Source organism: Agromyces sp. Marseille-Q5079, assembly GCF_051016555.1.
Classification (GTDB): domain Bacteria; phylum Actinomycetota; class Actinomycetes; order Actinomycetales; family Microbacteriaceae; genus Agromyces.
The window spans coordinates 158706-171577 of sequence record NZ_JBPEJF010000008.1; the positions used below are offsets into that span (position 1 = coordinate 158706).

Consider the following 12872-nt stretch of genomic DNA (forward strand, 5'->3'; position numbering starts at 1 on the left):
TTCATTCTTCGCGTTCGTCGGGGACGGATCGGCGAGCCGGTCCCGTGTACGTGTAGCCGATGGACTTCGGCATCGGGCCCTTGATGCGGCCGCCCTGCGTCATCTGCTCGATGGTGTGGGCGAGGATGCCGACCGATCGCGCGAGGATGAAGACCCCGCGCCCGAGCGCGGGAGTGAACCCGAGCTCGCAGTAGATGACGGCCGTCACGCCGTCGACGTTCATGGGGATCGGCTTGGCCTTCCCCTCGTTGATCGCGTCCTCGACGGCTTGTCCGATCGCGGCGAAGCGACCATCGACCACCCCGTTCGCCGCGGCCTCATCCACGAGCGAGAGCAGGGGTTCCTTGCGCGGATCGAGCGGATGGAATCGATGGCCGAATCCCGGGAAGTACCGGACGCCGGCGTCACGATGGCGCTGCAGCACGGTCCGGGCCGCCCCGTCGAGGTCGCCGCCGTGCGCCAGTTCGGCCTCGACCTCGAGGTACAGCTCCATGCACTGCTGGCCGGGGCCGCCGTGGATGTCGTCGAGCACGTTGATCCCCGAGGCCATCGCGCTGTTGACGGGCGACCCGCACGTCGTCGCCATCCGGGCGATCGCGATCGACGGGGCCTGGGGCCCGTGGTCGACGGACGCCACGAGCGCGGCTTCGAACAGCGCCGCCTGGGCGCGCGTCGGCAGTTCGCCCCGCACCATGAGCCAGATCGTGTCGACGAAGCCCACGTTGCCGATGAGCTCCTGGATCGGATACCCCCGCAGCGCGATCTCACCCGGGCTGATGTCGATGATGTCGGTCTGCCACCATCGACGGGCCTCGTCGACGAGCGCCTCGGGCGTCTCCTCGGTCATCGTCTCCCGCTCCTCGCGTCGCTCGTTCACAGTGCGGCGACCGGCGGCTCGACGGACGACTCGAGCACGGCGTCATAGAAGTCGCCGAACAGCTCCTCGTCCGATGGCCGGTCCTCCGCGATCGTGCGGGCGACCCAGGTCGTGTTCAGGTAGTGGCGGAGGGAGACGTTCTCCGAGGTGATGTTGCCGCCCCAGGTGCCGCATCCCATCGACGAGGTCATCGGCATCCCGTTCGTGAACGAGCCCGCGTTGGCCTTCGAGTTCGGCTGGCGGACCATGATGCGCGAGACGGGCATGTGCCGGGCGAAGTAGTCGATGTGCGCGTCGTCGGTGGAGGCGATGCCGCACGAGTGCCCCTTGCCGCCGATGTCGTAGAGCCTCTTGGCGAGTTCGACGCCGTCCTCGAAGCCGCCCTCGTAGGCGTGCACCGCCATCAGGGTCGTGAGCTTCTCCTTGCAGAACTGCCGATCCTCGTCGATGCCGTCACCCTCGACGAGGATGAACCTGCTCTCCGAGGGGATGTCGAATCCCGCCGCCGCGGCGAGCGCCTGCGGCGATACGGCCACGGTGTCGGGAAGGCGGTGGCCCTCGTCGTCCCACATCACGCCCTGCAGCGCTGCACGCTCCTCCGCGGTCGCGAGGTACCCGCCCTCGGCCTGGAGCGCATCGAGCATGTCACGGTAGCGGGATGCCGGCACCAGCACGTTCCCGTCGGCCGAGCAGCCCGAGCCGAAGTCCGACGTCTTCGACAGCATGCAGTTGCGCGCCGTCTCGCGCAGGTCCGCCGTCTCGTCGACGAACTCGGTCGCATTGCCCGCGCCGACCCCGTAGGCGGGCGTCCCGGAACTGTAGGCGGCCCGGACCAGCCCCTGGCCGCCCGTGGCGATCACGAGGTCCGAACGGCGCATGATCTCCTGCGACGCCGCAAGGCTCGGGAGCGTGATGCACTGCAGGATGTCGGCCGGAGCACCCTCCGCCTCCAGCGCCTCGCGCATGAGCCGCACCGTCTCGAACGTCGTGTGCTTCGAGCGCGGGTGCGGCGAGAACACCACCACGTCGCGCGCCTTGATGGCGTAGATCGCGTTGCCGGCGGGCGTCAGGTCGGGGTTCGTGGTCGGGACGACGCATCCGATGATCCCGACCGGCTTCCCGTACTTGACGAGCCCCTTCTCGGCATCCTCCTCGATGATGCCCACGGACGGGCTCCGGAGCGCGTCGCGGAGCACGCCGCGGATCTTCATCCGCTTGTTCATGCGGCTGTCGAAGTCGCCGAGGCCGGACTCCTCGATGCCCATCCCCACGAGGCGGTGGAATGCGGACCGGTTCGCGACGGCCCACGCGACGGCCTGGACCAGGCGGTCGACGCGGGCCTGATCGTACGTCTCGATGATCGCGAGCGCCGCCTGCGCGCGGGCGAACACCTCGTCGAGTTCCTGCTCCTGTTCGGGCGACAGGGATTTGGGTGCTGAAGCAGCCATGACAACTCCGTCCATGGGCATTGATGCCGACTGCCGCATGGTAGGCACACGGTGCTGCCGTCGCCAACGGATGTCCCACTGGGCAGAAAAGCGTCGGCGTCGCTCGGCCTGACGCTCTCCACACGCGGCACGGGTTGTACCACTCGATGAGTCGCGCGGTTGCCCGTCGTCGCACTCGGGGTTAGCGTCCGAGCGCTGGCAGGTCTGCCCGATCCCCGGGTCGGCGGTCCCGTCGGCAGCCCCAGAGCAACGGTGGGCGGGCGCGAGCCGGACCGCCGTCGATCAACGACGATCAAGGAGTCAAGGGATGCGCACACGGCTGATCACGAGATTGGGCATCGCGGGAATCGGAGCACTGGTCGTGCTCGCGGGAACCGCGTTGCCCGCCAACGGGCTGGCGAGACCTGCCGAACCCGTCCCACCGGTCGGCCTGACCGGACTCGAGCCGACCGGGGCCGACACGCCCACGGTGGGCGGCAACCTCGGGAACCAGCACTACTCGGGGCTGACGGAGATCACGAAGCGGAACCTGAAGCACCTCGCGCCGGCCTGGCGGACCCACGTCTCCGCGGTCGCGCCGGCATCCGACGACACTGGCCAGCAGACGACCCCGATCGTCGTCGACGGGGTGATCTACCTCGACACGCCGAGCGGCGGGGTGATCGCCGTCGACGGCGCAACCGGCGAACCGACTTGGAAGTGGGAGAACACCGTCTACGGCCTGTCAGGGACGCGCCGCGGCGTCTCGGCGGGTGACGGCAAGATCTTCACGCTCGCAGGCGACAACCACGTCGTCGCGCTCGACGCGGCGACCGGCGCGGAGATCTGGGCGGTGCAGCCCACCGGACCGGCGGGTGAGGATCTCGGACGCGTCGGGAAGGTCGCGACCGTGTACTCCGACGGCATCGTCTACGCCCACGCGGCGGACGGCGACCGCGGCGCCGTCGTCGCGCTGGACGCGACCGACGGATCGTACCTGTGGCACTTCTTCGGTGGACCGAAGCGTGGCGAGCAGTTCACCGGGGTCGACGGCGTGACGTTCGACGCCTCGGAGACCTGGGGTCCGGTCCTTCCGGACGGCACCGACTGCGCGGAGGAGGGCGGCGCCACCTCGTGGATGCACGGCGCGGTGGACCCCGAACTCGGCATGTACATCATGACCTTCGGCAATGCCCGCAGTTGCACGTCATCGCAGAACGGGTCGCTCCGCCCCGGAGACAACCTCTTCTCGAGCACGATGGTGGCCGTCGATGCCGCGACCGGTGCGTACCAGTGGCACTACCAGTCCATCCGCCACGACGTCTGGGACATGGACAACGTGCACCCGCCGACGCTGGCGGACATCGAGATCGGCGGCGAGGAGCGGAAGGTCGTCTTCTACGGGAGCAAGTCGGGGCACCACTTCGTGCTCGACCGCACGAACGGCGAACCCGTGCTGCCGGTGGTCGACAAGCCGATGATCACCGACTCGCGCCAGAACCACGCCACGACCCAGCCGTTCCCGACGAGCCGGCTGCTGCCGGAGTGCCTCGTCTGGGAGAAGCTCGACCCCGAGAACATCCCCGGCGACCCCTGGCGCGGCGTGCCGAACTACAACGGCTACCAGCCCGACGCCGACGGCGACCTCGTCTTCAACCCCGACAGCTACGTCGCGGTCGACGAGCCGTACCTCACGTATCCCGAGGGCTCTTCGGGGCACCGCGAGGGCTGCATGTACGACCCGCAGTGGGATGCGCCGATCCTGTCGACCACGAGCCAGAACGGCGGCGGCGACTGGTCGAACCACTCGTACAGCCACAACACGAACCTCGTCTACTTCCCGTACGGCACGAACCCGGTGGCGCACTACAACGGCGCCTCCGCGAACGGCCTGCGGGCCATCGGCCAGTACCAGACGGGCGGGATCCTCGCGTACGACGCCTCGACCGGCGAGGTCGTGTGGCGCAACCACCTCGGCACGGACATGTCGCACGGTCAGGGACCGCTGACGACCGCCTCCGACCTGCTGTTCGTCGGTCAGATCGACGGCAGGGTGCTGGCGATGGATGCCGCTGACGGCGACGTGCTCTGGGACTTCCAGACGGGCTCGGGCATCGCATCCGCACCGGTCACGTACGAGGTCGACGGCGAGCAGTACGTCGCCGTGTTCGCCGCGGGGTCGACCAACCCCTATGGCGGATCGGTCACGCAGGGCGACTCGCTCTGGTCGTTCAAGCTCGGCGGCGACTACACGACCGAGTCGGGAAGCCCGGAGGGGCCGGACACCGCGCCGCTGACGATCCGTCGCCCGGTGGGCGGTGCCGCCGTGGCGGGCGAGACGGTCGGCAACACCGTGCTCCTCGCACGCGCCAACCGCACCGACGACACGGCGGCCGCGCGCGACAGCGTGTCGACGAACGGCATGCAGCCCACGCATCTGCGGGTGCCGGTCGGCACGACGGTGACCTTCCGCAATCCGGGGGCGGAGACGTTCCCGAACTTCCCGAACGCGAAGGCGCACTGCGCGACGCAGTTCTTCGAGGGCGAGTTCGACGTCGAGCTGGCGCCGGGCGAGACGTACGAGCACACGTTCGACCGCGCGGGCGAGTACTTCTTCAACGACTGCACGGACCCTCGTCCGACGGGCAAGATCGAGGTGATCCTCGCCCCGACGGACCAGCCGGGCGCGCTGAAGTTCGTGCCGGGCAAACTGCAGCTCAGTGACAGCGGCGGGTGGCTCAGCCGCCTGAACCAGACGGTGACGGCGACGTTCGAGGTTCCGGCGGGGTACGAGTACGAGAGTGGCGCGCAACTGCTCACGCCGCTGTCGACGAACCCCGTCGAGGCGACGAAGGTCCGTACCACCGGAGCGGGCCTGACGAAGGCGACGAAGCGCACGTTGCTGGTCCTCCAGTTCGACAAGGCGGACCTCGACCACAACGTGCCGCAGGGCGCGACGTCGCTGACCTTCGAGGCGAACTTCCTGCATGAGGGCGTCCAGGAGCGCCTCAGCTCCACGGCGACGGTGACCGTCGTCAAGTAGCCGATCCCGCCGCAGCATCGATCCGTCTCCGTCGTCCTCGACGGAGGCGGATCGGTCTGTACGGGATGTGTCCCATTCGGCGAGACTCGACTTTGCACGTACCGGATCGCAGACCAGAGTCTCAGGGGCAGCGATGTGCGCGAGCACGCCCGGCCCCGCATCAACAGAGAGGTTGACCATGCATCCCGAAACCGTGGCGGTGACGCCATGACCGATGAGGAACGCGGGCGCGAGCCCGAGCAGGGCGGGCCCGACGACTCCGAGAAGGCGCCGGCCAAGGCATCGGAGGCCGCCCTCGGCGACTCCATCTACCCGCACACCGACACGTTCTACTCGGGACCCGAGCTCAACCGGGGCGTCCCCAAGGATCCCGCGTTCATCCGCGTGCTCTCCAGGGTCGAGATCACGATCGGCGTCGCGCTCTTCGCGCTCATCGTCTTCGGCACGATGTACCAGGTGCTCGGCCGCTACTTCCCGTCGGTCAGCTGGGTCGGTGCCGGCGAGGTCGCCCTCATGTCGATGATCGCCATGACCTTCATCACGACCGGATACCTCGTCGGCCGCAACGGCCACATCGTGCTCGAGATCTTCGACGAGATGCTCGCCGGCACCCGGCTCTTCGTCGCGCTGCGGGTCATCTCCGCGGTCATCATGGCCGCGACGAGCCTGGCCCTCGCCTATGAGGCGTTCGTGAAGATCGAGACGGAGTGGGGCCGGCTCAGCGCGGCGATGCACATGCCGGTGGGCGTGCTCTACCTGTTCGCCCTCGTCGGCTTCCTGTCGGCGGCGATCCACTCCACCTTCAAGATCCCGTTCGCGAACCGCCCGGAGCGCAAGCTCGACATCGGCGAGATGGAAGGCTGATCCTTGGACCTCTGGCTCTACATCCTGCTGTTCGTCGTCTTCCTCCTCCTGCGGGTGCCCGTCGCCTTCGCGATGATCGCGTCGAGCATGCTGTACTTCTACAGCCACGGACTGTCCGCGGGCTACGCGATCTCGTCCGTCGTGAACGGGATCAACAGCTTCCCCCTGCTCGCCGTTCCGCTCTTCATCTTCGTCGGCACCGTCGCCAACCAGCTCGGCATCGCCACGCGGCTCTACGACCTGGCGCGGGCGGCCCTGCCCCGGCTCCGTGGGAACCTCGCCTACGTCAACCTCGGCACGGCGATCGGCTTCTCCTGGATCAGCGGCTCGGCGCTCGCGGATGCCGCGTCGACGAGCAAGGTCCAGATCCCCCAGATGCTGAAGGCCGGCTACCCGTACGGGTTCTCGGCGGGCCTCACGGCGTCCGGGTCGCTCATGAGCACCGTCATGCCGCCGAGCATCCCCGCCGTGCTCTTCGCGGCGACCGCCTCGATCTCGACCGGTGCCCTCTTCGCCGGCTCGATCATCCCGGCCATGCTCATGGCGCTGGGACTCGCCGCCTACGTCTTCTTCTGGGTGCGTCGCCACCCCGACGTCGCGAAGAGCCAGCCGTTCGTCGGGTCGATGCTCGCCAAGGCGTCCGTGCGCGTGATCGGACCGGCGATGCTGCCGGTCATCATCCTCGGCGGCATCTTCAGCGGACTGTTCACGCCGACCGAGAGCGCGGGCATCGCGGCGGTGTACATGCTCATACTCGGTGCGATCTACCGCACGCTGACGTGGCGCGTGTTCTGGAATGCGGCCAAGGAGACGGTCATCATCTCGGCCGGGATCCTCCTGATCCTCGGCGCGTCGAACCTCATGGGCCAGGTGCTCGCCCGCGAGCAGGTGTCCCGCGCACTGGGCGAATGGCTCACGGGGTTCACCGACAACCCGATCGTCTTCCTGCTGATGCTGAACGTGCTCCTGATCCTGCTCGGCGTCCCCCTCGAAGCACCCCCGGTCATCCTGGTGCTCGTGCCGATCCTGATGCCGATCATCGGCCAGTTCGGCATCGACCCGGTGCAGCTCGGCGTCATCATGATCCTCAACCTGATGATCGGATCGCTGACGCCACCGGTCGGCGCCGTGCTGTTCGTCGTCGGCTCGATCACCCGCAGGCCCATGGGCGAGCTGTTCCGTGGCATCCTGCCCTTCCTGATCCCGCTCGGCGTCGTCCTGCTCCTGCTGACCCTGTTCCCGGTGATCGTCACGAGCCTGCCGACGTGGCTCGGCCTGATGTAGCCCGGCCGGACGCCGTGGTGAACCCCACGGATCCGTTTCGCGGGCACCTGCGCCCGCACCGGCATGACGACAGGAAGGGAACCGGACATGGCCAGAGGGCTCTTCGTCCTGAACGGCTCGAACCTCAACATGCTGGGTCTGCGCCAGCCCGAGCTGTACGGCAGCGCGACGCTCGACGATGTGCGAGGCGACTGCGAGCGGGTCGCGGCCGAACTGGGGTTCGAGCTCTTCTTCGCACAGACGAACGCCGAGTACGAGATCGTCGAGCAGGTCCACGAGGCGTTCCGGCAGGATGCGGCCGTCGTGATCAACCCCGCCGGCTTCAGCTTCCGATCCGTGCCGTTGCTCGATGCACTCCGGATGCTCGTCACGCCCGTCGTCGAGGTGCACATCACGAACATCCATGCCCGTGAAGCCGTCTACCAGCACTCCCTCATCTCGCCGGTCGCGCAGGTGGTGATCGCGGGCGCGGGCGTGTACGGGTACGAACTGGCGATCCGAGCCGCCGACCGGTTGGTACCCAGGGACTGAGCAGCGAAGGTCGAGCGGATGCCGCAGCCGAGGCATCCGCGTCTCCGTGACGTATGCCGCCGTGCCGTGCGGTCAGGCGACGAGACGAATCAGCCCGCCGCGATCGCGTCGGCCGTCCTGAACCCGAACACCAACGCCTTCGTGAGCGCCGTCCCGGTCATGTACGACGCCCCGTGGAAGCCGCCGACGACCTCGCCCGCCGCGAACAGCCCCTCGATGTGCGATCCGTCGACGCGCTTCACCGAGCCGTCGGCTCCGACGCTCAGCCCGCCGTAGGTCGAGGTCATCGCCGTCACCGCGGCGTATGCGTGGAATGGTCCGGTCGCCACGGGCACCAGCGCGCCGACCCCGTTCACGAGGCCCGTGCGCCCGAACGGGTCCTCCCGGCGGCCGGACACGCCCTCGTTGTACCGGGCGACCGTGCGCTCGAGTCGGTCCGGAGGGATTCCGAGCTCGCGCGCGAGCGCTGGGATCGTCGGCGCGCTCACGAGGTGCCCGAGCTCCTCGAGGCGCTCCATGTCCGAGAGCGGCACGCCCGGCCTCGAACGGGCCCGGACCACCGAATCGAAGATCTGGAAGGCCGTGCGCCCCGGCTGACCGAGTACCGCCGAACCGAGCACCTTGTACGACTCGGACTCATCCGTGAAGCGCTCGCCGTGCGCGTTCACGAGGATCGCGCCGAGGTAGTTGGCCGTCAGCAGCTCATGCTCGTCGTCCTTCGTGTCGGCATGCTGCCCGTAGGTGCCCGACACGTGCCCTATGTCGGCCAGGCCCGCACCGAGCATCCAGGCCATGCGAAGCCCGTCGCCCGTATTGCCGGCGCCGCCGTACGGCATGGCGGCCGCCTGATCGGGCACGAAGAGGTCGAGCAGTTCGCGCGACCGCGAGAATCCGCCGCTCGCGAGGACGACCCCTGATCCTCCGACGAAGACGTCGTCGTCGGTCGCGATGCCGACCACCCTGGACCCGTCCGTGACGAGTTCGCGTGCCGCGCGTCCGAGGTGGATCTCGGCGCCCGCGGCGACGGCCTCGCGTTCGAGGTGCGCGAGCAGCTCCCGGATGCGGACCAGATGTGCGCGAGCCACGCTCATGCCGGCGCTGACCTTGAGTTCGTCGGTCCAGGCTGCGGCCTGCTCGATCGCAGCGACGGCGTCCGCCTGCCCGGCGACGAGCGCTCGCAGCAGCGTCTCGTCGGCGTATCCCCCGCCGGTCGCCGCCATGTCCGCGAGGAAGAGCTCGTCGGAGTCCTCGATGCCGGCTCGACGTTGGAGCTCGGTGCCGGACAGCGCGAACCATCCGCCGCTCAGGGCGGAGCTGCCGCCCGGCCGGTCGCGCTTCTCCACGAGAGCGACGCTGCGTCCATGCCCGCTCAGCCGCTGCGCCGCAGCCAGGCCGGCGAGTCCGCCGCCGACGACGATCGCGTCGAACACCCGGCGATGCGTCGTCACGGCCGGCCCTCCGCATCGGCGGCGGGAGTCATGCCGGCTCCGACGCGTCGATCGACGCCCGGAACTGCTCGACGTCGATCGTCGCGCGCAGGTCGGCCGACCTCGCCGCCGCCTCGACGAGCGCGAGCGTGCGAGCGGCGTCCTCGGCCGGGACGAGCGGTTCGGCCGTCCCACGCGCGACGTCGACGAAGTGGTCGAGCTGCGCCTGGAACGAGCCCCGCGGCGCGACGGGCAGGTAGGTGCGCGACAGGGGCGAGTGCCAGTCGGCGGCCACCGCCGGATCGTACGTGTACTTCGCGAGGTTCGGCACCGAGAGCGCCCCGCGCGTGCCGACGATCCGGTAGGCCACGCCGTCGGGGAGGTACGGGAACGCGAGCGTCTCCTCGGTGGCCTGGTCCCAGCCCCACGGCGAGACCCCGGCGTCGGAGGCGAGGAGGCTTCCGATGGCTCCGGTCTCGAACCTCAGGCTCAACGACACCGTGTCCTCGACGTCGAGCCCGCGGGCGTGCGAGCTGCGCATCGCCTGGATCTCGGCGACCTCGCCGCACAGGTGTCGCAGGAGGTCGAGGTCGTGGACGGCATTGATGAGCATCACGCCGCCACCCGGGCGGCGGTGCCACGGCGTCTCCGTGAAGTACCCGTCCTCCTTGCGCGCCGACCAGAGTCCGCTGACAGCGACGATCTCGCCGAGTTCGCCGTCGAGGATGGCGGCGCGGGCACGTGCAACGGAGGGGTGGTGCCGCCGGTGGTGGCCGACCAGGAGGCGTCCGTCGAGGCGGGCGACGGCGGCCACGAGTCGACGCGATTCCGCGTAGTCCGTGGCGACCGGCTTCTCGAGGAGGACTGCGACGCCGGCCTCGAGGCATTCGACGGCCGTCTCGACATGCATCGCGTTCGGGCCGGCGATGACGACCGCATCGAGCTGTTCGGCGTGCAGCATCGCCGTGGCATCCGCGTACACGGGTGTACCGTGCCCCACGTCGGCGGGTGCGACCGGATCGGCGATCGCGGCCAGGGATGCGCCTGACGCGGCGCGGATGAAGTCGATGTGCTGGCGCCCCATGAACCCCGCCCCGACGACGCCGATGCGAAGCGGCCCAGGTTCGGATGCGTCCACGGAGCCTCCCCATCGTCGTCGTCGCGCCGGTGCGAACCGAGCGTATGACAGGATGATTCCGGCGCACAGGAGTCGTTCCACTCAGCGGCGAGTCTCTCCATCGGCGGCCCCGGACTGCATGTTCCACTCGACGGGACATCGCTTTGCGAACCGATCGAAGTCGGTCAGAGTCGGCACTGCCACCGGGCCGCAACGTGACAGCGTGGTCGACGACGATCTCGCCCCGTGCGAATCGTGTCGACCGGACGTCGCGCTTCGGCCATCGAATCTCACGTCGGAGCTTGCACGAAGACGTGCACAAGAAGAGGAGAGTCCCATGGGCACAGCCCGATCGACGCGCCGAGGCCTATTCGCCGCGTCGGTGCTCGCAGCAACCGCCCTCGTCGTCACCGGCTGCGCCGGAGGCGGCGCCGGCACCGAGGAGTCCGGCGACGCGTCGGGTTCGGAGAACGAACCCGTCACGCTCACCGTGGCGACGAGCCAGAACGAGCAGACGCCGAACTACTACTGCGGCGTCGAACTGCTCAAGGAGCGACTCGAGGAGGCGGACATCGGGCTGACGGTCGACCTGTATCCGGCGAGTCAGCTCGGCCCAGACGCCGACCGATTCCCACAGGTGCAGGCCGGCGACATCGACATCGACCTCCAGGGCGCGTCCGCGCTCAGCGCCACGTACGAGCCGATCGGCGTCGTCGATGCGGCCTACGCGTTCGACGACGTCGACCACGCGTTCCAGTGGATCGACGAGAGCTCGGAGGAGCTCTTCACGGGCTTCCACGAGGCCACCGGCGTCAACGTCGTCGACGGCTGGTTCTTCGGAAACCGCACGTTCACCACCAAGGACGTCGAGGTCCACGGCCCCGACGACCTGGCGGGCGTGCCGATCCGGTTCCCGAACTCGCCGATCTTCCTCGCGAACGCCGAGGCTCTGGGCGTGGACAACCCGGTGTCGGTCGCGGTGGAAGAGGTCTACACCGCGCTCCAGCAGGGAATCGCCGTCGGCCAGGAGAACCCCATCGTCGCGACGCGCTCGTCGAGCTACGACGAGGTCCTCAACACTGCGATCCTCAACGATCACAATGTCGGCATCCACTGGATCATCGTCAGCGACAAGACGTACGAGAAGCTGAGCGAGGAGCAGACGGCACTGCTCGAGGAGACCATCCACGAGATCCGACCCGAGAACCGCGACTGCGTCGAAGAGGAGACCGAGAAGATCCTCGACGAGTACCGCGCGAACGACGCCTTCACCGTCGTCGAGCAGGACGACATCGACATGGATGCCTTCCGGAGCAAGGCGGAGGCGTACTTCGAGGGCTTCTTCACCGGTGACAACCTCGCGGCCTACCAGGCGATTCGAGAGACCGCCGACTGAGGTCTGCGGACGGAACGAGCGGGGTGGGTGCGCATGCGCACCCACCCCGCTCTCGTGCGCCCGGTCGGTTCGGGGGCCGTTCTCAGCGGGCGCGGGCCGGTCTCAGCTGGCGGGGACCGGTCTCGGCGGCCTGGTGCAGTCTCAGCGGGCGCGAGCTGCGTCGAACCGACGGCTCAGGGTCGCCGCAGCGGCCCGCACGGCGGGGGCGATGCGCTCGGGAACCATCGTCGAGACCGACCCCGTCACGGAGATCGCCGCGATCGGCGCGCCGCCCGGTCCGAGGATCGGGCTGGCCACGCAGATGCGGTCGACGGCGCACTCCTCCTTCTCCGTGGCCACGCCGAGACTGTGGATGTCCATCAGCTCGCGCTGGAGCACCGACGGGTCGGTGATGGTGTGCGCCGTGCGCGCCGTCATTCCCCCCTGGCTGATGCGCTCGACGACGGCATGCGGCGAGAACGCCAGGATCGATTTCCCGAGTGCGGTCGCGTGCGCCGGGAGACGTCCTCCGACCCGCACCAGCGGCTTGGAGGTGTGCTCGGCACGCACGACCACGACGAAGACGACGTCGACGCCTTCGAGCACGGCCAGGTTCACGGTCTGGCCGGTCACGTCGCGCAGTTCGGACATCACGGGGAGCGCGACGTGGCGCAGTCGTCGCGGCTGCTCGACCGTCATGGCGAGTTCGAAGAGCCGGACGCCCAGGTAGAGCTTGTCGCCCTCCCGATCGAGGAAGCGCTGCACGACCAGGTCGGCGGCGATCCTCGAGACGGTGGACTTCGGCAGGTTCGCACGTCGGGCGAGCTCCGAGATTCCGAGCCCTTCGTCCTGCTCGCCGAACGCGTCGAAGACGGCGCTCACGCGGTCGAGCACGCTGACCGAGTCGGTCCAGCCGGCGGTGCGCAT

The 12872-nt window shown here is 69.0% G+C and carries 10 protein-coding genes; 5 read left to right on the forward strand and 5 right to left on the reverse strand.

From position 1 onward, the window contains the following. Position 1: 1 nt before the first annotated feature. Positions 2-847, reverse strand: a complete 846-nt coding sequence (locus ACR3IO_RS16670) for a citryl-CoA lyase (RefSeq protein ID WP_434072349.1) — start codon at positions 845-847, stop codon at positions 2-4. Positions 848-873: 26 nt separating this feature from the next. Further along, positions 874-2325, reverse strand: coding sequence for an aldehyde dehydrogenase family protein (locus ACR3IO_RS16675; protein WP_434072350.1), 1452 nt, complete (start codon positions 2323-2325; stop codon positions 874-876). 307 nt (positions 2326-2632) lie between these two features. On the opposite strand from ACR3IO_RS16675, the gene ACR3IO_RS16680 reads away from it, so the two are divergent. The 4 genes from ACR3IO_RS16680 to ACR3IO_RS16695 all read left to right on the forward strand — a co-directional run bounded on the left by ACR3IO_RS16680 (position 2633) and on the right by ACR3IO_RS16695 (position 8026). Further along, a complete protein-coding gene (locus ACR3IO_RS16680; protein ID WP_434072351.1) occupies positions 2633-5347 on the forward strand; it encodes a PQQ-binding-like beta-propeller repeat protein in 2715 nt (904 codons plus the stop codon). 207 nt (positions 5348-5554) lie between these two features. After that, a complete protein-coding gene (locus tag ACR3IO_RS16685) occupies positions 5555-6211 on the forward strand; it encodes a TRAP transporter small permease (RefSeq protein WP_434072352.1) in 657 nt (218 codons plus the stop codon). Between the two features lie 3 nt (positions 6212-6214). Then, positions 6215-7495: a TRAP transporter large permease gene (locus ACR3IO_RS16690; protein ID WP_434072353.1), complete on the forward strand. Its 1281-nt coding sequence runs from the start codon at positions 6215-6217 to the stop codon at positions 7493-7495. An 87-nt stretch (positions 7496-7582) separates the two neighbouring features. Continuing rightward, entirely contained in the window at positions 7583-8026 is a 444-nt protein-coding gene (locus ACR3IO_RS16695) for a type II 3-dehydroquinate dehydratase (protein ID WP_434072354.1), read from the forward strand. 89 nt (positions 8027-8115) lie between these two features. Here ACR3IO_RS16695 and ACR3IO_RS16700 read toward each other — a convergent pair whose 3' ends face one another. Then, positions 8116-9474, reverse strand: coding sequence for an FAD-dependent oxidoreductase (locus tag ACR3IO_RS16700; protein WP_434072355.1), 1359 nt, complete (start codon positions 9472-9474; stop codon positions 8116-8118). A gap of 28 nt (positions 9475-9502) precedes the next feature. Next, complete coding sequence (locus ACR3IO_RS16705; protein WP_434072356.1) at positions 9503-10591, reverse strand: Gfo/Idh/MocA family protein; 1089 nt, start codon at positions 10589-10591, stop codon at positions 9503-9505. A gap of 316 nt (positions 10592-10907) precedes the next feature. Between ACR3IO_RS16705 and dctP the strand changes: the two genes are divergently transcribed. After that, positions 10908-11966: a TRAP transporter substrate-binding protein DctP gene (dctP, locus tag ACR3IO_RS16710; protein WP_434072357.1), complete on the forward strand. Its 1059-nt coding sequence runs from the start codon at positions 10908-10910 to the stop codon at positions 11964-11966. A gap of 141 nt (positions 11967-12107) precedes the next feature. Here the strand turns inward: dctP and ACR3IO_RS16715 are convergent, their stop codons facing one another. Next, a complete protein-coding gene (locus ACR3IO_RS16715; protein ID WP_434072358.1) occupies positions 12108-12872 on the reverse strand; it encodes an IclR family transcriptional regulator in 765 nt (254 codons plus the stop codon).

Bases quoted from the DNA above. Each gene is read 5' to 3' on its own strand.
- ACR3IO_RS16670 (WP_434072349.1), bottom strand. From the start codon at position 847: ATGACCGAGGAGACGCCCGAGGCGCTCGTCGACGAGGCCCGTCGATGG.
- ACR3IO_RS16675 (WP_434072350.1), bottom strand. From the start codon at position 2,325: ATGGCTGCTTCAGCACCCAAATCCCTGTCGCCCGAACAGGAGCAGGAA.
- ACR3IO_RS16680 (WP_434072351.1), top strand. From the start codon at position 2,633: ATGCGCACACGGCTGATCACGAGATTGGGCATCGCGGGAATCGGAGCA.
- ACR3IO_RS16685 (WP_434072352.1), top strand. From the start codon at position 5,555: ATGACCGATGAGGAACGCGGGCGCGAGCCCGAGCAGGGCGGGCCCGAC.
- ACR3IO_RS16695 (WP_434072354.1), top strand. From the start codon at position 7,583: ATGGCCAGAGGGCTCTTCGTCCTGAACGGCTCGAACCTCAACATGCTG.
- dctP (WP_434072357.1), top strand. From the start codon at position 10,908: ATGGGCACAGCCCGATCGACGCGCCGAGGCCTATTCGCCGCGTCGGTG.
- ACR3IO_RS16715 (WP_434072358.1), bottom strand. From the start codon at position 12,872: ATGCGCACCGCCGGCTGGACCGACTCGGTCAGCGTGCTCGACCGCGTG.